This is a genomic window from Geodermatophilus sp. URMC 63, assembly GCF_053502565.1.
In genome coordinates this window covers 3,468,199-3,493,074 of record NZ_CP199956.1, presented here as the reverse complement: position 1 = coordinate 3,493,074, position 24,876 = coordinate 3,468,199, and the positions used below count along the sequence as shown (strand labels likewise).

The following is a 24,876-nucleotide window of genomic DNA, read 5'->3' as shown; positions in this document are numbered from 1 at the left end:
CCCGCCCGACGAGCCACCCACTTCCGCTCGACGCCGACCTGCGGTTCCGCCGCTGTGAACAGCGCTTTCTGGTGCAGCCCGGCCGCGCCAGGCGCCCCACCAGCGCTGACGGGTGATCTGACCGCTCCGGAGGGCTGGCGCGGCGCTCGCTCGCCCGAGGACCCCCCGGACGGCGATCCGGCTCGAGGACCTGGCGACGTCCTCCCGGCACCCGAGGTGTCCGCCTGATGGAGGTCGCTCCGCCACCGACCCGGCCGGACTCACGACCAGGCGGGCCGTGACGCTCGGGTGACGCCACCGGCGGGACCATGCCGCCGTCGGCAGGGCACAGGAGGTGTGGGGTGGTCCGTCTCATCGAGGTCCGACAACCGGCCGAGCACGACGTGATCGGTCGGACCTTCACCATCGCCGGGTTCGGTACCGGCTTCGAGGCGACGGTGCTGTGGCGACTGGTCGGGCAGGACGTGCTCGGCGAGGGGAGGATCGACGGCGCCGGCTCGATGGGCGTGCTGGACGACTTCGGGCACGACGTCTCGCTGGACCCGGCCGTGTCTGCCCGCGGGGCGCACGTCACCCTGCAGGTCTTCGGGGACGACCCGTCGGGGCAGCATCCGCCCGGTCCGGACCTGAACGAGATCCGCGTGACCCTCTTCTCCGGACTGCAGGGCTGGAAGCTCTACGAGGTCCAGCGGGGTGACACCCTCAGCGCCATCGCACGGAACGAGGGGCAGAACACCCGGGCCGGCGACGTCTTCGAGGCGAACAGGGACGTCCTCACCGACCCGAACCTCATCCGCCCGGGCCAGGTCCTGCGCGTCCCGCTGCTCTGACGGCGAGACCGCCGAGCCCTCCACCGTCGGCACCCGCTGCGTGGCGTGCGCCGGTGGCGCCGCTGGCTGTTCGCTGGAGGAGGACTGGAGAAGGCGCCCACCGACGGCATCGAGATCCCCAGCCACCCGACGAGCCTGTCTCCATCCCCGGGCGCCGCGACGACGTCGTGCTGCGGCTGCTGCACACCGGCGTGCCGATGCGGAGCCAGCGCAGCCGCGCCAGGCGTCTGCGGAGGCGGTGCGCTCCTCGGACGGATCCGGAGGAGCTGCAGCACACCTGCGTGCTGGTGCTCCTGGCCGCGATGGACCTGACCGTCGCCGGTCCCCACGGCCCGGGACGTCACCTCCACGCGGACATCTCGTGCGAGGACCTGTGCAGGTATCTCCTCGGCCGGCGCGCGCTCATACGGGAGCGGCACGAACCCGTGACCGTTCACCGTCCTGGTGCGAGGTGGCCGATGAGTGCGGTAGGCGCGCCGCTCCGCCAGGAGTGGCCGGGAAAGGGCATCTCCCCTCCAGCTCCATCCGCCCGTCCGAGTCCCGACCCTGCCCGCGCGGGCAGGCTGGTCCGGTACCTCGGTCGGCTGCCGCGCGTCACGGCGTTGCGCGAGGACGACGCCCTGCGCGTGTTCGCCGAGGAGTACGAGCGGGCTTCGGGATACCGGGTACCCGAGCCGCACCTGCGCCGCTCGGAGGTCCTGGGCATGGTCGTGTGGGGACGGCTGGTGGGCGGAGGCGTTCTGTCGGCAGCGGCGCCCCTGCGCACCCTGCAGCGGCTGCCGGGGCCGGAGCGGGAGGAACTCGCCAGCCGGCTGGCGGGGCACAGCCTCGTGGACGTCACCTGCGTCTGGCTCGGGGCCGGACACCGGGGTGGCGTGCTGTCCGCGTTGTTCTGGGGCGCCCTCCTCCGGCGGATCCGGGCCAGCGGCGCCGAGCTGGTGCTCTTCGGCACCGAACAGAGCGGCCTCCACCGGCTCTACCGCACGGTGCACGCCGAGCTCCTCTACCGCGGTCCGGTGACCGTCGACGGGCAGGAGCGCGATGGCTGGGTCTTCCTCAAGCAGAACGGCTCACCGTGGCCGGTGCTGGTCCGCATGACGCTGCACCGTGCGCGCCGCCGGGCCGGACGCCGGATCGGGGACCCATCACCGGTCCACCGGGAGGAGAGGTGACGGACAGGGCCGGCATGCGGGTCGGTGCGGAGTACCTGCGCCAGGCCGCTGTCGCGGTCGCGGAGCTGAAGGCCAGGAGCCATGAGGCACTCGACCTCGGCTCAGCGGCGCGGGTCCTCGACCTGGGGTGCGGGCCCGGCCTGGATGCGTGGGAGCTGGCCGGGAGGGGCCGCCAGGTGATCGGGGTCGACCACGATGCCGACCTGCTCGCCGCAGCCCAGGGCGGCGACGATCCACGTCCGCGCTTCGTCCGGGCCGACGCGCACGCCCTGCCGTTCTCCTCTGCCAGCTTCGACGCCGTCCGTGCGGAGCGCCTGCTGCAGCACGTGGCCGATCCGGCCGGCGTCATCGGCGAGATGAGCAGGGTGACCCGGGTCGGTGGACGCCTGGTGCTCGTCGACACCGACTGGGCCTCGCTGTCGATCGGCTGCGGGCCCGTCGAGATCGAGCGTCGCATCGTCGCGGCCCTGCTGGGTCAGGTGGCGCGCCATCCCACGGCAGGCCGGGACCTGCTCCGCCACGCCGCCGACCTGCCGCTGGAGATCCTGTCCGTCACCGTCCACCCGCTGACCAGTGGCGACCCGACGGTGGTCCGTCAGATCGCGCACCTCGACCTCGCCGAGCGACTCGCCGTCGACAACGGATCACTCGGTCCCGAGGACCTGCAGCAGTGGCACCGCAGCCTCCGGACAGCCGGCCGGCGCGCGACACTGCTGGCGACCATCGACCTCGTCGTGCTCATCGCGCGGCGCCGGTAGCGCAGGCACGGCGCCCGAGGCCGCCTGCTCGTCCCCGGTCGCGGCAGGCGGTCCTGACTCCAGCAGGTCCGTGCGTGGCGGGGCGTCAGTACCGGACGGTGATGGTCCGGGCCCGGCCGTCGACGGTGATCTCGCCGCCGTGTGGGAGGACGAGCTGGGGGTCCGTGTGGCCGAAGTCCACGTCGAGGACCATGACCGCGTCCGGCGCGTACTCGGACAGCGCCGCCAGCACGGCCCGGTGCTGCTCCTCCCGGTAGGCCTGCCGCTGCTCGGGAGGGTGCGGCGTCCCGAGGAAGCGGGCCTTCGCCCGGCCGACCAGCACGGCGGCGAACCGGCCGAGCAGCCCCCGTTCGCCCAGACACATCAGCACCCGGGCCACGAAGGTCGCCGAGGGCAGCTCCTCGGAGGTCTCCAGCAGCAGCACCGCGCCGGCGTACTCCTCGTCCGGTCGCATCCAGCGGCCGGTGCGCAGCTGGACGTCGACGATCTCCAGGGAGCCTCCCCAGCCCGGGCCGCTGACCCGCCGTGGCGGGCCGTGCCAGGACCAGGCCGGGGCGGGCTCCAGCACGGGCGCGCTCGCCAGCGCGGCCGGCTCGGCCCAGTCCTGGTCCGCGTCCGTGAAGGCGTCCGGCTGCGGCAGCACCCACTCCCCCGGCTCGAACAGCGCCCGGCGCAGCGACTCCCGGGTCAGCGGGTGCATCGCCCCCGGCCGGCCCCACTGGACCATGACCGCACCACCGTGGTACCCGACGATCCCCAGTCGCCAGAGGTAGTGCAGCAGGTTGGTCGCGTCGCTGTAGCCGAGCACCGGCTTGGGGTGCGCGGCCACCAGCTGCGGGTCGAGGTGGCGCAACACCTTCAGCTGGTCGTCCCCGCCGATGCTGATGAGCACCGCGGCGATCCCGGGATCGCTGAAGGCGGCGTGCAGGTCCTCCGCCCGCTGCCGCGGGGACGCCCCGAGCACGCGGGTGGTCGGGAACTCCACCGGTTCCAGGCCGAACTCCGCCCGCAACCGGCGCAGGCCGAGCTCGAACGGCTGCGGGAAGACCGCGGGCAGCGCCGACGACGGCGACAGCACCGCCACCCGATCCCCCGGCCGGGGCTTGGGTGGGTAGGTCAGGCAGGTGGCCACGGTCCTCTCCACGTCCGGGAGCCCGGGCGGGCCGCTGGGGTCGCCGGCCGTCCCGGCCGCTCAGCGGCGGTGCGACCCGGCCCTCAGCGCCGCGCGTCCTCGTCGAAGGACATCCACACCCGCCGACGGTCGGCCCTGCTGGTCACCTGGGCCATCGCGGCCACCCGGCGGCGCTGGTCGAAGGACGCCACGTGCTGGACGACGGCGACCTCGGCCTCGCGCATCGCCCGCTCGGCGGCGAACTCCGCCGGCGTCGAGGGGAACCCGTCGTCCTCGTCCGTGTCCGCGAACGCGTGCGGGTGGGCGTAGGGACTGTCCTCGGGCAGGTGCCCGCTGATCCGGCCGTAGGCGCCGAGCATGAGCAGCAGCAGGCCGACGACGACGGAGAACGCGACGTTGCTGAACTCGAAGGCCAGGATGTTGAGGCTCGTGCGCAGGACGGCCAGGTTGCCCAGCGCGGAGAGCAGGAACAGTGAGCCGACGACGATCATGACGGTGGAGGCCACTCGGGGTCCGCGCGCGGCCGCGCCGAGCAGCACGAGCGCGACGACCACCGAGATGAGGGACAGCAGGCCGTTGGAGGACATGCCGAGGATGCGCTCACCCTCGGTGGAGAAGAAGTCCAGGCCGCCGGCGAAGCCGAGCAGGCCGAAGACGAGCAGGAACAGTGCCACGAGGACGGCACCGGTGCGCTGCACGACGAACACGCGGGCGCCGAGGCTGCGCCGTTCCCGCGCAGGAGCGGAGCGCGTCGTCGGGTGAGGGAGGTGGAGTCGCAGTGCCATGGTCGGCTCCCGGGGGAGGAGGTGGTCCCATTCTGCGCGCCCGTCGGCCAACCGGATGCGGTTCGCGCCGGCCTTTCTGGACCGCTCGACCGGCCGGGGCGGCGGCCTTCCCGGCCGGCGGTCACCGGACCAGCACGGCCGCCTCCGCGTCGACGATCCCCTCGCCGTAGAGACCGTTGACGTCGGTCGTGCCCTCGCAGGCGGCGTTCCAGTCCGGCGGCCGCTCCTCGTCGGTGTAGACCTCCACACCGCCGGCAGGACAGGCGTGGTCCTGCGCCGACGCGGCCAGCACGCGGGCGACCGTCTCCGGGTCCAGGGCGCGTCCCCCGTGGGGTGTGGGGCGACCCAGCTCCTCGATGACCAGCGCCGCCACGCCCGCGACGTGCGGCGCGGCCATCGAGGTGCCCTGCAGGTAGGTGTAGAAGCCGCAGACGCCCTGCGCGTCGCAGTACTCCACGGAGAACTCGTCGACCGGGTGGCCGTCCTCGTCGGCCAGACCCTCGGCGACGGCGACGTCCAGCGGGTAGGACGACAGGACCAGGTTGCCCGGCACCTGGTACTGCGGCGTCCCGACGAAGTCGCGGAACCAGCCGCCGGGGGCGGCGATCTCGACGTCCCCGAGCCCGTAGTCGGAGTAGTCCGCCTTGGTGGTCGAGGGGCCGACCGCCGACACCGTGATGACCTGGGGTGCCTCGGCGGGCAGGACCAGGCAGGTGTTCGCGACCGTCCGCGGCCGGGCCGTGTCCGGCGGGTAGTCGGGGCTCGTCTCGTCGACACGCGTCGGGGCCGCCAGGTCCTGGTGCTCGTTGCCCGCAGAGCTGACCAGCGTGACCCCCCGCTGGTAGGCGTAGGCGACCGCGTCGAGCACCAGCTCACGGACCAGCCGCTGCTGGGCGAGCTCCTCGTCGGTCACGGTGCCCTCGAGGTACTCCTCCCGGGAGGAGCAGTTGTACAGCCACGGGTCGGTGTAGAAGCTCGTGTTGACGACGTCGAGCCCGGCGTCGCCCGCGTACACGAGCGCCGCGACCGTCTCGTACAGGAAGAAGAAGCCCGAGTCCTGGCCGGCGCGCAGGTTGACCAGGGTGGCCTCCGGGGCCACGCCCCCGATCCCGAAGCCGTTGTCGGCGGCAGCGACGGTGCCGGCCACGTGCGTGCCGTGCCCGTTGTCGTCCACGTCCGCCGGGTCGACGCAGCTCGCCACCTCGCACGGGCCGTCGATCTCCGGGATGTCGGTCGTGAAGTTCCGCGACCGGGCGACGTCGACGTTCGGGGCGAGGTCGGGATGGGTCGCGTCGATCCCGGTGTCGATGATCCCGACGTCGACGCCCTTCCCCGTCGCGACGCGGTGCGCGCCGTCGGGGGTCGCGCCGATCATCTCCATGTCCCACTGGAGACCGGCCAGCGGCTCGGCGTCGGGGCCTCCCGGGTGGTCCGGGTGGGCGGGCCCGCCGGTCCCGCGTTGCGCGGCCGGCGGCCGTTCCTCGGCGAAGCGGTGCGGCATGCCCGGACGCACGGTGCCGACGGCGTGGTTCCGCGCCGCCCCGCCGATCCCGTCCTGCGCCCGCACCTCCTCGAGGAAGGCGGCGTCACCGGAGGAGACCAACGCCATGCCGACCTGCGCGGTGACGCTCTCGACGGTGCCGCCGGCGGCCTCGATCGCGGCCGCCGCCGCCTCCGCGGTGCCGGTGAAGGAGACGACGTACTCCGCGTCGGCGGTGCCCGTCCCCTGCTGGGCGACGTCGACGTCGACGTCCCCGGCGGCGGCCGTCGCTGTCGCGACCACCGTCGTGGCCGCGACGGCGAGGACCCCGAGTGTCCCGAGCACACCGCGCCGACCGAACCGCTGCGACCACATGACGCGTCCTTCCCGGGGCGAGCCCTGGGTGGCACCGGCGGCCTGGGCACGGCCGCGACCCGCACCAGGAGTACACCGGGTCAGTACCCACGGTGTCGAGAGGGGCCGGTCCAGCGCCTCCCGCCGGGTCAGCCGGTGAACGCCGCGCGCCCCGCCTCGGCGACCTGGTGGTCCTCGTCGACGGACCCCGCGCTGACCCCGACGCCGCCGGCCACCTGACCGTCGGACGTGCGCAGCAGCACCCCGCCACCGAAGACGACGAGCCTGCCCTCACTGGTGGACTCGATGCCGTAGAGCGGCCCTCCCGGTTGGACGAGCGGCACGAGGTCGCGGGTGTCCATCTGGAACAGGACCGCGGTCAGTGCCTTGCGCTGCGAGATGCTCTCCCCGATCAGCTTGGTGTCGTCCATGGCGGCGAACGCGACCAGGTTGCCGCCGTCGTCGACCACGGCGATGTTCATCGGCTGCCCGACCGAGGTCGCCTCGGCCTCGCAGGCCTCGATGATCGCCTCGGCCTGGGCGAGGGTGATGGTGCGAGCCACGACGCCTCCTCAGAAGACCCGGACGGCCGAGCGGTCGGAGATCTGCCCCGAGGTCTGCAGGACGTCCGGGGCGTCCTCCTCGGTCGCCGCGGCCGGCACGGCCCCGATCGTCAGGTCGTCGAGGACGTCGAACGCCGCCACGCCGTGCCGATCGGCCAGGGCGCGCTGCAGCATCTCCATCGGGACGACGGGCACCCGCACCGCCTGGGGTCACTCAGGAGACCGGCGCACGTGACCAGGCCTCGTCTCAGCCGTGATGAACGGTGCAGGGCTGGAACGGTATGACACGCGCCACACCCGCGCATCCGTAGCAGCGGGACCGCGTCGGGCGGGAGCAGCCTCGGGGCCACCCGGTGCGGGAGGGGCGGCAGCGCCCTTGACCTGGGAGTGCACTCCAGGGCCTACGGTCGCCGCCATGACGGCCGTCACCACCCCGACCCCCCGAGGGCTCCGGGTCTCCGAGCTGGCCGGGGCCGCGGGCGTGAGCGCGGACACCGTCCGCTGGTACGAGCGCGCGGGACTGCTGCCGCCACCGGCCAGGACGTCCTCCGGCTACCGCAGCTACGGCACCGAGGCCCTCGACCGGCTGCGCTTCATCCGCGGAGCCCAGCGGCTGGGCCTGCGCCTGGCCGACGTCCGTGACCTGCTCGCCGTCCGCGACACGGGTCGGTGCCCGTGCGAGCCGGCCGGGCAGCTGCTCCGGCGCCGCCTGGCCGAGGTCGACGTCGAGATCCGACGGCTCACCACCCTGAGGGTCCAGATGGCCGCGATGGCCGACGCCCTCCCAGCAGCCGACGCCCTCCCGGCGGCCGACTGCCCTCCCCCGAGCCCCGGCACGTGGTGCCCACCGGAGGAGGGAGGTGACCCGACGTGACGCGTGTGAACGGCGACTGCGGCTGCGACTGCGGCTGCTGCTGCTGCTGCTGACGTCTCGGCGCGTCCTCCCGGGCCCGGGACCGGGAGGACGCACTCAGCTCGGCGCCCCGGCGTCGACCGAGGCGAGGAGCGCGCGGATGGTCGCCTCGTCCAGGGGGCGCTCGGCGGCCAGCTGGCGCAGGAAGAGACCGTCGACCGCGGCGACGAGCACGGCCCGCCGGTGCGGGTCCGGCACCTGGCGGGCCACTGCACCGTCGACGGCGTCCCACCACGACTGCAGCTCGCCGCGCAGCTCGGGGTCCCGGATCGCGCGCAGGTACAGCTCGACCTCGGCGACGGCGAACTCCCGCGAGGTGCTGGTGCTCTCCGCCACGAGCCCGGCGAGCACGTCGAACACGTCGGCGCCCGGGGAGCAGGCCTCCCGCAGGCGCTCCAGGTAGCTGGCGTTGACCATCCGCAACGTGGCCGCGAGCAGCTGGTCGACGGACGTGAAGTGGTACAGGACGGACGCGGCGGAGACGCCGGCCGCAGCCGCGACGGCCCGCTGGCTCACCCCGCCGATCCCGTTCCGGGCGATGACCGCCAGCGCGCCGTCGAGGACCCGGCGGCGCTGCGCCTGCCCCCGACGCCGGCGGCCGTCCGGCTCCTCCGGCGGCTGCGCCCGGCCGGCGGGGTCAGGCATGCCGGGCGCCCCCCAGCTCGATCGCCACGACGCCGACCACGACGAGCACGAGGCCACCGAGCTGGACGGGGGTGAGGCGGTCGCCGAACAGCACCGTGCCGAACGCGGCGATCAGCGCCACACCGAGGCCGGCCCACACCGCGTAGGCGTGGCCGACCGACATCCCCGCGACCAGGGCGCGGGACAACGCGAAGAAGGCGACCGCGTAGCCCAGCACCACCACCAGCGAGGGGACGAGCCGGGTCAGCCCCTCGGAGGCCCGCAGGCACAGTGTCGCGGTCACCTCGCTGAGGATGGCGACGGCGAGCCCGAGCCACATGGCGCCTCCCACGGGGAACGAGAAACCTGAGCGATCGCTCAAGAATAACCCCGGAGGACGCCGCGTCCCCCGGCCGCCGTGGCGGCCGGGGGACGCGGCGTCCTCACCCGTGTGGGACGGGGGTCAGGGCAGCCACTCCTGCACGGTGTCCTGGTTCTCCGCGACCCACTTCTTCGCGGCCTCCTCCGAGGACATGCCGTCCTCGGTGATGTAGCGCGCCACGGTGTTCTGGTCGTCGTTGGTCCAACTGAAGTTCTCGATCAGCTGGTACGCCGGGCCGTTCTCGTCGGCGAAGTCCGCCCGCACGATCTTGTCGAGCTGGTACTCCGGGTAGTCACAGGCCACGGCCTCGGGGTCGGCGTCGCACCCCTCGGTGTACTCGGGCAGGTTCACCTTCTGCAGGTCGACCTCGGAGAGGAACCACTGCGGCGAGTAGAAGTAGCCCAGCAGCGGCGTCCGGTTCTGCTCGGCCTGCCGGAAGGCGGTGATCAGCGCGGCCTCGGACCCGGCGTACACCACCTGGTAGTCCAGCCCCAGGTTCTCCACCAGGGCGGCGTCGTTGGTGACGAAGGAGGGGTCGCCGTCGAGCAGCTGGCCCTTGCCGCCGGACTCCGACGTCTCGAAGAGGTCCGCGTACCTGTTCAGGTTCTGCCAGTCGAGGATGTCGGGGTACTCCTCGACCATCCACGGCGGCACCCACCAGCCGATCTGCCCGACGTTGCCGGTGGGCCCGGCCTCCACCGCCACCTGCTGGTCGTCGATGAACCGCGCCTTGAGGTCCTCGTGACCCCAGTTCTCCACGATGGCGTCCACCTCGCCGGTGGCGAAGCCCTGCCAGGCCACCTCCTCCTTGAGGTCCTTCAGCTCCACCGTGCACCCGAGCTCGGACTCGGCGACCTCCGCGATCACCGCCGCGTTCGCCTCGTACCCGACCCAGGGGTTGACGGCGATGTTCACGGTGCCGCAGTCGCCCCCCGACCCGCCGGAGGCCGCGTCGCTGGACTCGTCCTCGATCGTCGCGCCGCCGCAGCCGGCCAGCCCGAGGGACAGGACGGAGGCGATCGCGGCGACGCAGAGGGCTCTGCCGCGTTCGGGACGTGCAGACAGGAACACGCTGGTCACCTTTCGGTTGCGACCGCCAGCGGGCGGTCGGAGGTGTCCTCGTCCGCCGGGGACGGGGTCGAGGGCGTCCGCTTCTGGACGGGTCGGGAGGAGCGGCGCCCGGGCGCGCGCGGGCTGCGGGTCCGTGCGCCGCCAGTGCGCGCGGCGGCGGCCTGGGTGACCCGGTCGAGCATGATGCCGAGCAGCACGATCGCCATGCCGGCCGCCAGCCCCTTGCCGTAGAGCTGCGCCTGGCTGAAGCCGGCGACCACGTCGTAGCCGAGGGCACCGGCGCCGACCAGTCCGCCGACGACGACCATGGCCAGCACGTAGATCAGGCCCTGGTTGGTGGCCAGCGCGATGGCGTGCCGGCTCATCGGCAGCTGCACGTTGCGGATGATCTGCCAGCGGGTCGAGCCGGCCGCGGTGGCGGCCTCCACGGTCTCCGCGGGCACGGCACGGACGCCGTCGGCGATGATCTTCGTCGCCACGGGGACGGCGTAGACGACCGCGGCGACGATGGCGGTGAACCGGCTCGCGGCGAACAGGGCCAGGAACGGCACGAGGTAGACGAACGACGGCATGGTCTGGGCGGCGTCGAGGACCGGCCGGACCGCGGCGTCGGCCCGGCGGCTGCGGCCCATGGCGACCCCGAGCACGACCGCGATCACCATGGTCAGCACCGTGGCGATCAGCGTCGCGGCCAGGGTCGTCATGGCGTCGCCCCACAGGCCCAGGCCGATGACCAGCCCCAGGCAGACCACCACGGCGGCCACCGCCCGCAGGCCGCCGACGACCGCGGCGAGGGCGGCGAGGGCGGCGAACACGACCCACCACGGGCTGTCGGTGAGCAGCGACTGCAGGGGGTTGATCAGCCCGCCGGTCAGGGCGTCCTTGAGCCCGAGGGTCAGCACCGACAGGTTGGTCTGCAGCCAGTCGCTGACGTCGGTGGCGGTGCGGACGATCCACGGGCCGACCGGGGACCCACCGGGGAACTCCGCCGCCCACAGGTAGGTGCGCGAGAGCCAGATCGCGAAGACCGTGGCGAGCAGCCCGCCGGCCACGGCGGCGCGCCGCACCGTGCGGTTGCCGGAACGCCGCGCGGCCTGCGTGGCGTCGGTCCGCACGCTCACCGCGGTGGTGGCGCGGTCGAGCAGGATGGCCAGGACGACGATCGCCAGCCCGGCGTTGAACGCGACGCCCACGTCGAGGGTCTCGAGGGCCTGCAGGACGGTCTGGCCGAGGCCGGGCGCGTTGATGAGCGCGGCGACCGTGGCCATCGAGAGCGCGGCCATGATCGTCTGGTTGACGCCGGTGACGATCAGCCGCCGGGCCAGGGGCAGCCGGACGGTGCGCAGCGTCTGCCAGCGGTCGGCCCCGAGGGAGGTGGCGGCCTCCACGACCCCGGCCGGCGCGTTGCGGACGGCGTGCGCGGTCAGCCGGATCACCGGCGGCGCCGCGTAGATCGTGGTGGCGATGGTCGCCGAGGCCGGCCCGATGAGGAAGAACAGGGTGAGCGGGACCAGGTAGACGAAGGAGGGCATCGTCTGCATGAAGTCCAGCACCGGGGTGACGACCCGGCCGACGCGCCGGGACATCCCCGCCCAGACGCCGAGCGGGATGCCGAAGAGCAGCGAGATGACGACCGAGGCGATGGTGAGGGCCAGCGTGTCCATGGCCTCGGTCCACAGGCCCTGGGTGCCGATGAACACCAGGCCGACCGCCACGAGCACCGCGGCCCGCAGCGAGCCGGCGACCGCGGCGAGGAACGTCCCCAGGGCCACGACGCCGAGCCAGCCGAGCACCGGCACGGGGCGGCCGAACGACGGCTGGACGATCACGTCGCGGATGAGCGTGACGAAGGCGTCGATCGCCGCCCGGATCTGGTCGAACCCGTACAGGAAGAGCGGGTTGCTGTCGCGGCCGGCGCTCACCGAGTCGGAGAACTCGGTGATGTCCCGGTGCAGCGGGGTGAGGTCGGCCGGCGCGAGCGCGAGCGTCTGCTGCCCGCGCAGCAGCAGGTGCAGTCCCACCCAGGCCACGAGGATGCCGACGACGACCCAGATCCGACCGGGCCGCCGGACGGCGGGCAGCGTCGGGGTCGACGCCACGGCGGCCACGGTCAGCGCTCCTCTGCCGGACCGGCGATGACGGCGAGGACCGCGGCGTCGTCGACGACGCCGAGCAGCTCGCCCCCGCGGACCACCTTCACCGGCCGGTCGGCCGACAGCACCGTCCGGACCGCCTCGCGCACGACCACGTCGGGACCGAGCTCCGGGCCGTCGAGCCGGTCCTCGGGCCGCGCGGAGCGCATGATCCAGCGCAGCGTGAGCACGTGCGAGCGCGGGACCTCGCGCACGAAGTCGCGGACGTAGTCGTCGACCGGCGCGCCGACCAGCTCGTCGCCGGTGCCGCACTGGACGGGCCGGCCGTCGCGCATGATCAGGATGCGGTCACCCAGCTTGAGCGCCTCGGAGAGGTCGTGGGTGATGAAGACCATCGTCTTCCCGACCTCGTGGTGCAGGCGGACGATCTCCTCCTGCATGTCGCGGCGGATGAGCGGGTCGAGTGCGGAGAACGGCTCGTCGAAGAACAGGACGTCGGGGTCACCGGCCAGCGCCCGGGCCAGCCCGACGCGCTGCTGCATGCCGCCCGAGAGCTGGTCGGGGTGGTGGTGCTCGTAGCCGGACAGACCCACCAGGTCGGTGACCTCACCGGCCCGCCGGCGGCGCTCGGTCTTGGACACGCCCGCGATCTCCAGCCCGTAGGCGACGTTGTCGAGCACGGAGCGGTGCGGCAGCAGACCGAAGTGCTGGAAGACCATGGAGAACTTGTGCCGGCGCAGCTCGCGCAGCCGCTTCTCGTCGCAGGCCAGGATGTCCTCGCCCTCGAACAGGACCTGACCGGCGGTCGGGTCGACCAGGCGGGTGAGGCACCGCACCAGGGTCGACTTGCCCGACCCCGACAGCCCCATGACGACGAAGACCTCGCCGGGGGCCACGTCGAAGTCGACGTCGCGGACCGCCGCCGTGCACCCGGTCCGCTCCACCAGCTCGCGGCGGGACAGCGCGGCGAGCTCGGGGGTGGCCGGGATGGTCGCGGCCTTGGGGCCGAAGACCTTCCACAGGTCCCGGACCGAGACGACCGCCTGGGCCGGATCCGGCCCCGCCGGAGGCGCCGACGTCGCGGGCCCGGGAGCCACCACGGCGCTCACGCCCGCACCCCGTCGGCGCACCACGGCGCCGGGGTCGGGAGGGAGGACCGGCCACTCCCGGCGGCCGGCCGGGAGATGGGAGCTGTGGGGCGGGCCATGGCCTCTCCTTGCTGGTGCTCGGCGGGCCGCCGGCGGCCCGCCTCCATCGGATGAGTTCTGCCGTGCCGTTGCGTCATGCGCACGAGTTGCGCGTCAAGGTACGGCCGGCCGGGACGCGACGGAAGACCTGCGCACGAGGTCGAGGCCGGCACCCGGGACCCCCGTGCCGACGGGCCCACCGCCGCGACGGGTGGGGAGGGCGACCGGACGGCCGGTCACCGCTGACGGCGGAGGGGCTGCGAGGTCCGTGGTGGGCATCACGGCTGTACCTCCCCGTCCCCGGCCCCCGTGCTGGTATATCAACCGTGTCGGGACGATATGGGGCATCCCTGCGCAGGGCAAGGAACCCCGTCCGAGCTGTGGACCCCGGCCTGCGGACGCGCGACCGTCGTCGGCACGGGAAGCGGCGGGACGGACCCGGCGCACTGCCCGCGCGCACCCGCTCAGCGGGACAGGAGCCCTGCCACGACGGCGGCCCGTCCACCCGAGGTGGCGGGCCGCCGTCGCGTGCGGGTGCTCAGGCGGTGAACCAGCCGGCCGGCCGCGGGGCGGTGTTGTTCCAGATGTGCTTGGCCTCGCGGTACTCGGCCAGGCCGGAGGGCCCCAGCTCGCGGCCGTTGCCCGACCGGCCGAACCCGCCCCACTCCGCCTGCGGCAGGTAGGGGTGGTAGTCGTTGATCCAGATGGTCCCGTGGCGCAGCGCCCGGGCCACCCGCTCCGCACGGCCCGGGTCGGCGGTCCACACCGCGCCGGCGAGCCCGTAGTCGGTGTCGTTGCCCAGCGCGATCGCCTCCTCCTCGGTGCCGAAGCGCTCCACGGTCAGCACCGGGCCGAAGGACTCCTCCTGCACGATCCGCATGTCGCGGCGGCAGTCGGCGAGGACCGTGGGCCGGTAGAAGAAGCCACCGGCGAGCTCCGGCTCCTCGGGGCGGCGGCCACCGGCGACCAGCCGGGCGCCCTCCTCGAGCCCGGTGGCGACGTACCGCTCGATCGCGTCCCGGTGCTGCGCCGACACCAGCGGGCCGCTCTCGGTCCCCTCGTCCATGCCGTTGCCCAGCCGGATCCGCTCCGCCCGCTCGGCCAGCGCCGCGACGAAGCGGTCGTGGATCTCGTCCTGCACGATCAGCCGGGCCCCGGCGGAGCAGACCTGCCCGGAGTGCACGAAGACGGCGGTCAGCGCGTGGTCGACCGCGGTGTCGAAGTCGACGTCGGCGAAGACGATGTTCGGGTTCTTCCCGCCCAGCTCGACGGTCACCTTCTTCACCGTCTCCGCGGCGGCCCGCAGGATCCACTGCCCGGTCGCCACGCCGCCGGTGAAGGACACCATGTCGACCCGGGGGTCCTCGACCATGGCCGCGCCGACCACCCGGCCGTCGCCGAGCACCAGGTTCACCACCCCGGCCGGGGCACCGGCCTCCTCCAGCAGCTCGACGAGCTTGACGGTGGTCAGCGGCGTCACCTCGCTGGGCTTGACCACGATCGTGTTGCCGGCGGCCAGCGCCGGGGCGACCTTCCAGCACACCTGCAGCAGCGGGTAGTTCCACGGTGTGATCAGCGAGCAGACGCCCACCGGCTCGTAGACCACCCGGCTGACGACGTCGGCGCGCCCGGCGTCGACCAGCCGGCCGGGGTCCTTGTCGGCGAGGTCGGCGTAGTAGCGGAAGACCGCGACGACGTCGTCGACGTCCTGCCGGCTCTCGCCCAGCGTCTTGCCCGTGTCACGGGTCTCCAGGTGGCCGATCTCCTCCCGGTCCCGCAGCAGCAGGTCGGCCACCCGGTCGAGCAGGGCGCCGCGCTCCCCCGCCGGGGTGCGCGGCCACGGGCCGGCGTCGAACGCCTCGCGGGCGGCGGCCACGGCCGCGGCGACGTCCTCGGCCGTGGCCTCGTCGACCTTGGCGACGACGCTCTGGTCGAAGGGGTTGACGACCTCCCGCTCGGCGCCGGACGAGCCGGCCTGCCAGGTGCCGCCGATGAACAGGTTGGCCATGTCGCTCCTCGGGTCGTCGGGTCGGTGGTCGCGCCGACGGCGTCCGGCCGCGTGCGGTGACCGGGCCGGACCGGACCGCGCCGCGCGCAGTCGCGCCGGTCCGGCCGACGGGCCGGCCGGGCCCGCGGCGGGCGCGCCGGCCGCCACGGGCGTCACCGGAGGGGCAGCGCGCCGCCGCTCAGCGGAAGACCACCGTACTGGAGCCGTTGAGCAGGACCCGCCGCTCGCAGTGCCAGCGCACCGCCCGGGACAGCGCGAGCGCCTCGGCGTCCCGGCCGACGGTGGCCAGGGCGCGGGGGTCGTGCGTGTGGTCGATCCGGATCACCTCCTGCTCGATGATCGGACCCTCGTCGAGGTCGGGGGTGACGTAGTGCGCCGTCGCCCCGACGAGCTTGACGCCGCGGTCGAAGGCCTGGTGGTAGGGCTTGGCGCCCTTGAACCCCGGTAGGAACGAGTGGTGGATGTTGATCGCGCGGCCGTACAGGGCGCGGCAGGCCTCGTCGGAGAGCACCTGCATGTAGCGGGCGAGGACGACCAGGTCGGCGCGCGTCTCCCCCACCAGCTCCAGCAGCCGCGCCTCGGCGGCGGTCTTCGTGCCCGGGGTGACCGGCACGTGGTGGAAGGGCAGGCCGGCCGCCTCGGCCATCGGCCGCAGGTCCTCGTGGTTGGAGACGACCCCGACCAGCTCGCCGCCCAGGCTGCCCGCGCGCCACCGGAAGACGAGGTCGTTGAGGCAGTGGCCGAGCTTGGAGACCATGACCAGCACCCGCTGCGGCCGGTCCCCGGTCACGGTGAACGTCATCCCGAAGTCCTCGGCCACCGGCCGGAACGCCGCGGTGAGCTCCTCGACCCCGCTGTCCTCCGCGCAGACGAAGGCGGTGCGCAGGAACAGCTGCCCGCGCACCGCGTCGTCGAACTGCTGGTGCTCGACGATGTCGCAGGCGTGCTCGAACAGGAACCGGGTGACCGCGTGCACGATGCCGGGGCGCTCGGGGCAGCTCAGCGTGAGGGTGTACGGGTGGGGCACGGGTGCCTCCTCAGCACTCGACGATGTTGAGGGCCAGCCCGCCGCGGGCGGTCTCCTTGTACTTGTCCTTCATGTCCGCACCCGTCTCGCGCATGGTCTTGATCGCCTTGTCCAGCGGGACGAAATGGGTGCCGTCGCCGCGGACGGCCATGCGGGCGGCGGTGATGGCCTTGAGCGAGCCCACGGCGTTGCGCTCGATGCACGGGATCTGCACCAGGCCGCCCACCGGGTCGCAGGTGAGGCCGAGGTTGTGCTCGATGCCGATCTCGGCGGCGTTCTCCACCTGCTCCGGCGTGCCGCCGAGCACCTCGGCCAGCCCGGCCGCGGCCATGGAGCAGGCCGAGCCGACCTCGCCCTGGCAGCCGACCTCCGCGCCGGAGATGGAGGCGTTCTCCTTGAACAGCAGGCCGACGGCCGCGGCGGTCAGCAGGAAGCGGACGACGGCCTCGTCGTCGTGGCCGGGGACGAAGTCGCGGTGGTAGTGCAGGACGGCCGGGACGATGCCGGCCGCGCCGTTGGTCGGCGCGGTGACCACGCGGCCGCCGGCCGCGTTCTCCTCGTTGACCGCCAGCGCGTAGAGGGTGACCCACTCCATCGCGCGCAGCGGGTCGGCCCCGTCCGGGTGCTCCTCCAGCTGGGCGCGCAGCGCCGCTGCACGCCGACGGACCTTGAGCCCCCCGGGCAGGACACCGGTGGTGCGCGTGCCGCGCTCCACGCACTCCTGCATGACCGCCCAGACGTGCAGCAGGCCGGACCGCACCTCGGCCTCCGTGCGCCAGGACAGCTCGTTGGCCAGCATGACGTCGCTGATCCGCAGGCCGGTCGCGCGGGTGTGGGCGAGCAGCTCCTCGGCGGTGCGGAACGGGTGGCGCACCGGCGTCGGGTCCTCGACGAGCACCGGCGTGCCGGCGTCGTCCTCGTCGAGCACGAACCCGCCGCCCACCGAGTAGTACTCGCGCCGGGTGAGCTCGCGGCCCTGCGCGTCGAGCGCGGTGAAGAGCATGCCGTTGCTGTGGAAGGGCAGCCGCCGCCTGCGGTGCAGGACGACGTCGTCGTCCACGGCGAAGGCGATCGGGTGCTCCCCCGCCAGCCGCAGCGTGCGCTCCGCGCGCACGGCGGCCACCCGGGGGTCGGCCGCGACCGGGTCGACCAGGTCGGGCTGCTCCCCCTCCAGCCCGAGGACGACGGCCTTGACGCTGCCGTGCCCGTGCCCGGTGGCGCCGAGCGAGCCGAACAGCTCGCACCGGACGCCGGCGGTGCGGGTCAGCAGCCGCTCCTCGCGCAGGCGGGCCGCGAACGTCGCCGCGGCGCGCATGGGACCGACGGTGTGCGAGCTCGAGGGGCCGATGCCGACCTTGAAGAGGTCGAACGCGCTGATCGTCATCCGCCGACCTCCCCTCCACCGGGCTGGCTCACGACTGGTATATCAAGTAGGAGCACGACCGTATGTCTTTGACCCTCATGAGGCAAGGACATTGGCCCTGCAGGGTCTAGGATGCTCGCGTGACGACCGCCGCTCCCGACGTCGAGGGCGTCTCGGCGTCGTTGGCCGACCGGGCCTACATCGCCATCCGCGACCAGTTGATCATGCTGGAGATCCGGCCCAACGAGCCGATCGACGACGACGCGCTGGCCCGCTCGCTCGGGGTCGGCCGCACGCCGGTGCGCGAGGCGCTCAAGCGGCTCGAGGTCGACCGGCTCGTCGTCAGCTACCCGCGCCGCGGCACGTTCGCGACCGGCATGGACATCACCGACCTCGCCCACATCTCCGAGATCCGCGTGCAGCTCGAGCCGCTGGCGGCGCGGCGGGCCGCCGAGCGCGCCCCGCGCGAGCTGCGCGCCGAGCTGGCCGAGCTGGCCGACCGGCTCGTCGACCTCGAGGTCGACGCCGTCGACCGCAACGAGCTCATGCGCTGGGACCTCACCGTGCACCGGGCGATCTACCGGGCGGCGGGCAACCCCCACCTCGACGACGTGCTGGTGCGCTACGACAACCTGGCCACCCGCATCTTCTGCCTCTTCCTCGACCGGCTGCCCACGGTCGACGCGCACGTCGGCGAGCACGTCGGCCTGCTGCGCGCCATCGCCGAGGGCGAGGCCGACCGCGCCGAGGAGCTGGCCCGCGAGCACGTGATCGGCTTCGAGAAGGCCATCCGCGCGGTCATCTGAGGGGCCCTCCTGCCGCCGGCGGCCCCCCGCAGCGGCCCCCCTGCAGGGGCCGCCGCGAGCCTGCGAGTGGTGGAGAGGACGGAGTCCTCCCTCAGCCGCGGATGCGGGTCATCTCCGGGTCGACCAGCGGCTCGGCGGCGACCGTGGCCGCGACCCGCCGGTCGAAGTACTGGATCTCCACCGCGGTGCCGACCCCGGCCGAGGCCGGCAGCCAGGCGTAGGCGACCGGCCGGCCGATCGTGTGGCCGAAGGCCGCGCTGGTGACGTAGCCGGCCGGGACGCCGTCGACGAACACCGGCTCGTGGCCGAGGACGACGGTGCGGCCGTCGTCGATCGTCAGGCAGGACAGCCGCCGGCTGACCGTGTCGTCGCCCCGGTCGGCCACCGCGTCGCTGCCGGCGAAGGCGCCCTTCTGCTTGCGGACGGCGAAACCGAGACCGGCCTCGTAGGGGTCGTGCTCGGTGGTCATGTCGTGGCCCCAGGAGCGGTAGCCCTTCTCCAGCCGCAGGCTGTTGAAGGCCGCGCGGCCCGCGGCGATCACGCCGAGGTCCTGGCCGGCGGCCCACAGCACGTCCCAGAGCTTCTGCCCCAGCTCGGCGCTGGTGTAGATCTCCCAGCCGAGCTCGCCGACGTAGGACAGCCGCATGGCGGTGACCGGGACGCCGCCGATGGTGGCCCGCTTGGCGCGGAAGTACTTGAGCCCCTCGTTGGTGAGGTCGTCGTCGCTGACCCGCTGCACGAGGTCGCGGGCGCGCGGGCCCCACAGGCCGATGCAGCAGGTGCCCCCGGTGACGTCGCGGACCTGCACGCTGCCGTCGGACGGCGCCTGCCGGCGCAGGTGGTCGAGGTCGAGGTTGCCGTTGGCGCCGACCTGGAACAGCTGCTCCCCCAGCCGGGCGACGGTGAGGTCGCTGCGCACGCCGCCGGCCTCGTCCAGGGCCAGGGTGTAGGTCACCGAGCCGATCGACTTGTCCATCTGGCCGGTGGTCAGCCGCTGCAGCAGGTCCAGCGCGCCGGGGCCGCTGACCTCCAGCCGCTTGAGCGGGGTCATGTCGTACATCGCGACCGCGGTGCGGGTCCTCCACGCCTCGGCGGCCGCGATCGGCGACCAGAAACGCGCCGCCCAGTCGTCGCGCGTCGGCGGCACCCACTCGGCGGGCAGCTCGTCGAGCAGGTGCGCGTTGGCCTCGTACCAGTGCGGCCGCTCCCAGCCGGAGGCCTCGAGGAAGAACGCGCCGAGCTCGCGCTGGCGGGCGGAGAACGGGCTGACCCGCAGGTCCCGCGGGGACTGCTTGGGCTCCAGCGGGTGCAGGATGTCGTAGACCTCGACGAAGTTCTGCTGCGCGGTCTCCCGCACGTAGGCGTCGGTGAGCTGCACCTCCTCGAACCGGGCCACGTCGCAGCCGTGCAGGTCGACCTCGCTGCGCCCCTCGACCAGCAGCTGCGCCACCGAGCGGGCGACGCCCGCGGAGTGGGTGACCCAGACCGCCTCGGCGATCCAGAAGCCGGCGACGTCGGGCGACTCCCCGATCAGCGGCCCGCCGTCCGGGGTGAAGGAGAAGATGCCGTTGAACCCGGTGTCGACCTTGCTGCCGCGCAGCGAGGGCAGCAGCTCCTGGCTCTGCTCCCACTGCTCGGCGAAGTCCTCCTCGGTGAAGGGCAGCATCGACGGCATCGCCGCGTCGGTGACCTCCCCCTCGGGCAGGTCGGTCAGCTCCACCGGCATCGGCCGGTGGGCGTAGGAGCCGATGCCCAGGCGGTCGCCGCGCTCGCGGTAGTACAGGTCGCGGTCCTGGTGGCGCAGGATCGGCATGCCGGCCTCGGTGAGCTCGTCGTTGCGGCCCACGAGCTCGGGCACCTGGCCGGTCCAGACGAACTGGTGGGCCAGCGGCAGCAGCGGCACCCGCATGCCGACCATGGCGCCGACCGCGGGGCCCCAGAACCCGGCGCAGGAGACGACGACGTCGGCGGGGATGACGCCGTCCGCCGTCCGGACGCCGGTGACCCGGCCGCCGCCCTGCTCGATGCCGGTGACCCGGGTGTCGCCCCGGAACACCGCGCCGCGGGCCTCGGCCCGGCGGGCCAGCGCCACCACGGCGCGCGAGGCCTTGGCCAGCCCGTCGCTGGGCACGTACAGGCCGCCCAGGATCCGGTCGGGGTCGACCAGCGGGTGCAGCTCGACGCACTGCTGCGGGTCGAGCACCTCCCCTTGCACGCCCCAGGACGTGGCCCAGCCCTGCCGCCGGTGCAGCTCGGCCAGCCGCTCCGGCGTGGTGGCCACCTCCAGGCCGCCGACCTGGTTGAAGCACCAGGCGCCGTCGACGTCGAGGCCGAGGAACTTCTCCACGGTGTAGGAGGCGAACTCCGTCATCGTCTTCGACCCGTTGGTCTGGAAGACCAGGCCGGGCGCGTGCGAGCTGGAGCCCCCGGTCAGCGGCAGCGGGCCCTGGTCGACCACGGTGACCTGGTCCCACCCGCGGGCGGTGAGCTCGTCGGCCAGGTTGGCCCCGACGATGCCGGCTCCGATGATCACCACGCGAGGGGTGCGGGACATGGCGGTTCCTCTCAGAGGGTCGAGGCGGGGTCGGCGTACTCGAGGCTCGCGTCGAGCAGCCAGGTGGCGAGGTAGCCGGCGAAGGACGAGCGGACGACGACGGCGAACTCGTCGCCGTCCTCACCGGGCGCCAGCAGGACGACGCCGGCCTGACCGAGCGTCGTCTGGGCGCTGCGGCCCGGACCGAAGACGCGGGGGTGCAGGTCGATCGAGCAGCCCTTGGCCAGCACCTCGCGCGCGCGGGGTCCGCCGAGGTGCAGGACGACCCGCTGCGCGGAGACGTCGACGGCCACGCCGCCCGCGGGCCGCAGCGCCGCCGCCAGCTCCGCCTCCAGGGCCTCGGGCGCGGTGCCGGGGCTGGTGAGCAGCCACTCGTCGGGGCCCAGCCACACCAGCCGGCCGTCGCCGGCCGGGGCCCAGGTGCCCGCAGGAGGCAGCGCGGCGCCGCGCACCCGCACGCCGGACGCCGGGTCGACGCGGACGTCGGCCATCGCGACGAAGGGCTCCGCGGTGATCCGGACGGCGTCCGGCAGCGCGGCGAAGGCGGCCGCGTAGGGGTCGAGGGGGGAGGTGCGGGCGAGCAGGTCAGCCGTCACGGCGGGCTCCTTCCGGGTCGACCAGCACCGACCCGGTGATCTCGACGGGGACGAGCGTGCCGCCGACCGGCACGGAGACGGTCTCGCCGATCCGGTCGCGGCCGCCCTTGACCAGGGCCAGGGCGAACGGCCGGCCGAGCTCGGCGCTGCGGTAGCTGGAGGTGACGTGCCCGAGCATCGGCACCGGCGGCGGCGGGAGCTGCCCGTCGGCGGTCGGCTCGATGATCTGCGACCCCTCGGGCAGCACCGTCTCGCGGTCCACGGGCAGCAGGCCGACCAGGTGCTTGCGCAGCGGGTTCTGGTTCTCGGCACGGGCGAAGGAGCGCTTGCCGACGAAGTCGGGCTTCTTCTTCGACACCGCCCAGGCCATGCCCAGGTCGTGCGGGGTCACCGTGCCGTCGGTGTCCTGCCCGATGATCGGGTAGCCCTTCTCGGCGCGCAGCACGTGCATGGCCTCGGTGCCGTAGGGGGTGATCCCGTGCGGCCGGCCGGCCTCGACCAGCCGCTCCCACACCGCGCGGGCGTACCAGGAGTTCACGTACACCTCGTAGGCCAGCTCGCCGGAGAAGCTGATCCGCGCCAGCCGCACCGGCACCCCGCCGAGGGTGGTGTCCCGCCAGGTCATGAACGGGAACGCCTCGGTGGAGACGTCGACGTCGGGGAAGACGGCGCCGACCACGTCCCGTGACCGGGGGCCCACGACCGGGAACGTCGACCACTGCTCGGTGACCGAGGTGAGCCGGACCCGCAGGTGCGGCCACTCCGTCTGCAGCCACTCCTCCATCCAGTCGAGGACCTTCGCGGCGCCGCCGGTGGTGGTGAGGACCAGGAAGCGCTCGTCGGCCAGCCGCAGCACCGTGCCGTCGTCGATGACCATGCCGTCGACGCCGCACATCACGCCGTAGCGGACCGAGCCGACCTTGAGACTGCTCATCAGGTTGGTGTAGAGCCGGTCGAGCAGCTCGGCTGCGTCCGGACCCTGGACGTCGATCTTGCCCAGCGTCGAGCCGTCGAGGATCCCGACGCCGCCGCGGGTGGCCGCGCACTCGCGCAGGACGGCGGCGGCCATGTCCTCGCCGGGGCGCGGGTAGTAGCGCGGCCGCTTCCACTGGCCGACGTCCTCGAAGACCGCGCCCTCGGCGACGTGCCAGTCGTGCACCGCGGTGGTGCGCTCCGGGTCGAACAGCCGGCCCCGGTCGCGGCCGGCCAGCGCGGCGAAGGCGACCGGCGTGTACGGCGGGCGGGAGGTCGTCGTCCCGGTGGCCTGGATCGGCACGCCCAGCAGTTCGGCGGTGATGCCGGAGGCGAGGACCCCGGAGGTCTTGCCCTGGTCGTGCGCGGTGCCGATGGTCGTGTACCGCTTGACGTGCTCCATCGACCGCAGGCCGGCGCCGGCGGCCCGGGCGAGGTCGGCGACGGTGGCGTCGCGCTGGAGGTCGACGAACGAGGTGCTGCCGTCGGCGCCGTCCGGCACCCGCCACAGCGTCATCGGCGCCGCCCCGGCCGGCGCGGCGCCGGCGGCGGGCAGGGCCGGCTCCGCCGGCGCGGCGAGGCCGACCGCGCCCAGCGCCGTGGCCGCCGCGCGCCGTCCGTCGGCCAGGCAGCCGGCCAGGTCGATCACCCCGGCGGCCGAGCCGGTGACCGCGACGCCGTCGAGCTCCTCGGCGGGCAGGAAGGCGCCGAGGGTCTCGTCGAAGCGCAGCCGCCCGCGGGCCTGGCTGAACAGGTGGACGGCGGGGTTCCAGCCGCCGCTGACCAGGAGCAGGTCGCAGGCGATCGCGCTGCTGGCGCCGACCGCGCCGTCGGCGAACGGGGCGACGAGGGCGTGGGTGACCCGCTCGACGCCCTGCGTGCCGGTCACGACCGCGCCGGACAGGACGCGCAGGCCGGCGCGCTCGCACTCCGCGCGGCGCGGCGAGCCCTCCGGGCGGGCGTCGACCACCGCCTGCACGTGCACACCGGCGCGGTGCAGGTCCAGGGCGGCGTCGTAGGCGCTGTCGTTCGTGGTGAAGACGACGGCTTCGCTGCCGGCCCGCACGCCGTAGCGGTGCAGGAAGGTGCGCGCGCCGCCGGCCAGCAGGATGCCGGGCCGGTCGTTGTCGGCGAAGACCACGGGGCGCTCGTGCGCGCCGGCGGCGACGACGACCTGGCGGGCGCGCAGGCGCCAGACCCGCTGGCGGGAGACGTGCCGCGGCGCCGCGGCGCCGAGGTGGTCGGTGCGCCGCTCCAACGCCAGGACGAACCCGTCGTCGTAGAGCCCGAACGCCGTCGTCCGCTGCAGGTGCAGGACGTCGGGGTGCGCCGCCAGCTCCGCGACGGCGCCGGCGACCCAGTCCAGCGCCGGGGCGCCGTCGAGGACGTCGTCGCTGCCGAGCAGCGCGCCGCCGGCCTCGGACTGCTCGTCGACCAGCGCGACGCGGGCCCCGGCCCGGGCGGCGGTCAGCGCGGCGGTCAGGCCGGCCGGCCCGGCCCCGACGACCAGCACGTCGACGTGGTGGTGGACGGCGTCGTAGCGGGCGGAGTCCGGCACCTCGGCGAGCCGGCCCTGGCCGGGCAGCCCGTGGGCGACCAGCCCGTCGTACAGCTCGACGGTGCTGGCCAGCTGCATCGGCTCGGGGAAGGGCTCCTCGATCTGCACCAGCCCGCTGGGGTCCTCGGCCCAGGCCGCGGCCACACCGCGCGGGCGGCCCAGCTTCACGCTGGTGGCGATCGAGTGGCGGCCGGAGGCGAGCAGCGCCGAGGCCAGGGTGTCGCCGGGATGGCCGGTGAGGACCTCCCCGCCGAAGGTGAACTGCAGGGTGGTGCCGCGGTCGACGCGGCCGCCCTCGGGGGTGCGGAACGGGGCGCTCACGAGATCACCGGCCTGGGCTCGTCGAGGCGGTAGACGCGCTCGAAGCGGTGGGTGGCCGTGTCGCGCACGGCGTTGAACCAGCGGCGGCAGCCGCCGGCGTGCGACCAGCGCTCGGCGAAGCGGCCCTTGGGGTTGTCGCGGAAGAAGACGTAGTGGGCCCACTGGACGTCGTCGAGCGCGGCGGGGTCCTCGGGGTAGGCGACGTGCGCCTGCCCGCCGTAGTGGAACTCGACCTCCTCACGGGGGCCGCACCACGGGCACTCGATGAGCTGCATCGCAAGGACTCCTGGGTTCCGTGTGCGGTGTCGGTGGGCGGTGTCGGTGGGC

At 74.1% G+C, this 24,876-nt stretch carries 22 protein-coding genes; 5 read left to right on the top strand and 17 right to left on the bottom strand.

Features of this window, described 5'->3' with window-relative positions; all coding sequences use genetic code 11:
* Positions 1 to 341 precede the first annotated feature (341 nt).
* The 3 genes from ACWIZO_RS17130 to ACWIZO_RS17120 all read left to right on the top strand — a co-directional run bounded on the left by ACWIZO_RS17130 (position 342) and on the right by ACWIZO_RS17120 (position 2,760).
* Positions 342 to 830: a Gmad2 immunoglobulin-like domain-containing protein gene (locus tag ACWIZO_RS17130; RefSeq protein ID WP_448638848.1), complete on the top strand. Its 489-nt coding sequence runs from the start codon at positions 342 to 344 to the stop codon at positions 828 to 830.
* A 602-nt stretch (positions 831 to 1,432) separates the two neighbouring features.
* Entirely contained in the window at positions 1,433 to 2,002 is a 570-nt protein-coding gene (locus tag ACWIZO_RS17125; protein ID WP_448638847.1) for a hypothetical protein, read from the top strand.
* Positions 1,999 to 2,760 carry a methyltransferase domain-containing protein gene (locus tag ACWIZO_RS17120; protein ID WP_448638846.1) on the top strand — a complete coding sequence of 254 codons (762 nt, stop codon included), beginning with the start codon at positions 1,999 to 2,001 and terminating at the stop codon, positions 2,758 to 2,760. The genes ACWIZO_RS17125 and ACWIZO_RS17120 overlap by 4 nt, the downstream gene beginning before the upstream one ends.
* A gap of 85 nt (positions 2,761 to 2,845) precedes the next feature.
* Here ACWIZO_RS17120 and ACWIZO_RS17115 read toward each other — a convergent pair whose 3' ends face one another.
* The 5 genes from ACWIZO_RS17115 to ACWIZO_RS17095 all read right to left on the bottom strand — a co-directional run bounded on the left by ACWIZO_RS17115 (position 2,846) and on the right by ACWIZO_RS17095 (position 7,269).
* Positions 2,846 to 3,892 (bottom strand): S66 family peptidase, encoded by a 1,047-nt coding sequence (locus ACWIZO_RS17115; RefSeq protein WP_448638845.1) that lies wholly within the window; start codon positions 3,890 to 3,892, stop codon positions 2,846 to 2,848.
* A gap of 83 nt (positions 3,893 to 3,975) precedes the next feature.
* Positions 3,976 to 4,677: a DUF4383 domain-containing protein gene (locus ACWIZO_RS17110; RefSeq protein ID WP_448638844.1), complete on the bottom strand. Its 702-nt coding sequence runs from the start codon at positions 4,675 to 4,677 to the stop codon at positions 3,976 to 3,978.
* A 121-nt stretch (positions 4,678 to 4,798) separates the two neighbouring features.
* Positions 4,799 to 6,532, bottom strand: a complete 1,734-nt coding sequence (locus tag ACWIZO_RS17105) for a S8 family peptidase (RefSeq protein ID WP_448638843.1) — start codon at positions 6,530 to 6,532, stop codon at positions 4,799 to 4,801.
* A gap of 128 nt (positions 6,533 to 6,660) precedes the next feature.
* Positions 6,661 to 7,074 (bottom strand): GlcG/HbpS family heme-binding protein, encoded by a 414-nt coding sequence (locus ACWIZO_RS17100; RefSeq protein ID WP_448638842.1) that lies wholly within the window; start codon positions 7,072 to 7,074, stop codon positions 6,661 to 6,663.
* 9 nt (positions 7,075 to 7,083) lie between these two features.
* Positions 7,084 to 7,269, bottom strand: coding sequence for a hypothetical protein (locus tag ACWIZO_RS17095; RefSeq protein ID WP_448638841.1), 186 nt, complete (start codon positions 7,267 to 7,269; stop codon positions 7,084 to 7,086).
* Positions 7,270 to 7,489: 220 nt separating this feature from the next.
* Between ACWIZO_RS17095 and ACWIZO_RS17090 the strand changes: the two genes are divergently transcribed.
* Positions 7,490 to 7,948, top strand: coding sequence for a heavy metal-responsive transcriptional regulator (locus ACWIZO_RS17090; protein ID WP_448638840.1), 459 nt, complete (start codon positions 7,490 to 7,492; stop codon positions 7,946 to 7,948).
* Positions 7,949 to 8,044: 96 nt separating this feature from the next.
* Here the strand turns inward: ACWIZO_RS17090 and ACWIZO_RS17085 are convergent, their stop codons facing one another.
* From ACWIZO_RS17085 to ACWIZO_RS17050, 8 genes are all read right to left on the bottom strand, one after another.
* Entirely contained in the window at positions 8,045 to 8,632 is a 588-nt protein-coding gene (locus ACWIZO_RS17085) for a TetR/AcrR family transcriptional regulator (protein WP_448638839.1), read from the bottom strand.
* Positions 8,625 to 8,951 carry a DMT family transporter gene (locus tag ACWIZO_RS17080; protein ID WP_448638838.1) on the bottom strand — a complete coding sequence of 109 codons (327 nt, stop codon included), beginning with the start codon at positions 8,949 to 8,951 and terminating at the stop codon, positions 8,625 to 8,627. The genes ACWIZO_RS17085 and ACWIZO_RS17080 overlap by 8 nt, the downstream gene beginning before the upstream one ends.
* 123 nt (positions 8,952 to 9,074) lie before the next feature.
* The gene (locus ACWIZO_RS17075; protein ID WP_448638837.1) at positions 9,075 to 10,064 is read right to left on the bottom strand and encodes a glycine betaine ABC transporter substrate-binding protein; all 990 of its coding nucleotides are present in this window, start codon (positions 10,062 to 10,064) and stop codon (positions 9,075 to 9,077) included.
* A gap of 5 nt (positions 10,065 to 10,069) precedes the next feature.
* Entirely contained in the window at positions 10,070 to 12,172 is a 2,103-nt protein-coding gene (locus ACWIZO_RS17070; RefSeq protein WP_448638836.1) for an ABC transporter permease subunit, read from the bottom strand.
* 2 nt (positions 12,173 to 12,174) lie between these two features.
* The gene (locus ACWIZO_RS17065; RefSeq protein WP_448638835.1) at positions 12,175 to 13,266 is read right to left on the bottom strand and encodes a quaternary amine ABC transporter ATP-binding protein; all 1,092 of its coding nucleotides are present in this window, start codon (positions 13,264 to 13,266) and stop codon (positions 12,175 to 12,177) included.
* Positions 13,267 to 13,882: 616 nt separating this feature from the next.
* Positions 13,883 to 15,352, bottom strand: a complete 1,470-nt coding sequence (locus ACWIZO_RS17060) for an aldehyde dehydrogenase family protein (protein ID WP_448638834.1) — start codon at positions 15,350 to 15,352, stop codon at positions 13,883 to 13,885.
* Between the two features lie 178 nt (positions 15,353 to 15,530).
* On the bottom strand, positions 15,531 to 16,379 hold the full coding sequence (purU, locus tag ACWIZO_RS17055; protein ID WP_448638833.1) for a formyltetrahydrofolate deformylase: 849 nt from the start codon (positions 16,377 to 16,379) through the stop codon (positions 15,531 to 15,533).
* Between the two features lie 10 nt (positions 16,380 to 16,389).
* Entirely contained in the window at positions 16,390 to 17,763 is a 1,374-nt protein-coding gene (locus tag ACWIZO_RS17050) for an L-serine ammonia-lyase (protein WP_448638832.1), read from the bottom strand.
* Between the two features lie 119 nt (positions 17,764 to 17,882).
* On the opposite strand from ACWIZO_RS17050, the gene ACWIZO_RS17045 reads away from it, so the two are divergent.
* On the top strand, positions 17,883 to 18,548 hold the full coding sequence (locus ACWIZO_RS17045) for a GntR family transcriptional regulator (protein WP_448638831.1): 666 nt from the start codon (positions 17,883 to 17,885) through the stop codon (positions 18,546 to 18,548).
* Between the two features lie 91 nt (positions 18,549 to 18,639).
* Here ACWIZO_RS17045 and ACWIZO_RS17040 read toward each other — a convergent pair whose 3' ends face one another.
* The 4 genes from ACWIZO_RS17040 to ACWIZO_RS17025 are packed head-to-tail and all read right to left on the bottom strand — an operon-like array spanning position 18,640 to position 24,824.
* Entirely contained in the window at positions 18,640 to 21,102 is a 2,463-nt protein-coding gene (locus ACWIZO_RS17040) for a GcvT family protein (protein WP_448638830.1), read from the bottom strand.
* An 11-nt stretch (positions 21,103 to 21,113) separates the two neighbouring features.
* Complete coding sequence (locus ACWIZO_RS17035; protein ID WP_448638829.1) at positions 21,114 to 21,698, bottom strand: sarcosine oxidase subunit gamma; 585 nt, start codon at positions 21,696 to 21,698, stop codon at positions 21,114 to 21,116.
* Complete coding sequence (locus ACWIZO_RS17030) at positions 21,688 to 24,549, bottom strand: glycine cleavage T C-terminal barrel domain-containing protein (protein ID WP_448638828.1); 2,862 nt, start codon at positions 24,547 to 24,549, stop codon at positions 21,688 to 21,690. Before ACWIZO_RS17030 ends, ACWIZO_RS17035 begins: the two co-directional genes overlap by 11 nt.
* Complete coding sequence (locus ACWIZO_RS17025; RefSeq protein WP_448638827.1) at positions 24,546 to 24,824, bottom strand: sarcosine oxidase subunit delta; 279 nt, start codon at positions 24,822 to 24,824, stop codon at positions 24,546 to 24,548. The genes ACWIZO_RS17030 and ACWIZO_RS17025 overlap by 4 nt, the downstream gene beginning before the upstream one ends.
* Positions 24,825 to 24,876: the final 52 nt, after the last annotated feature.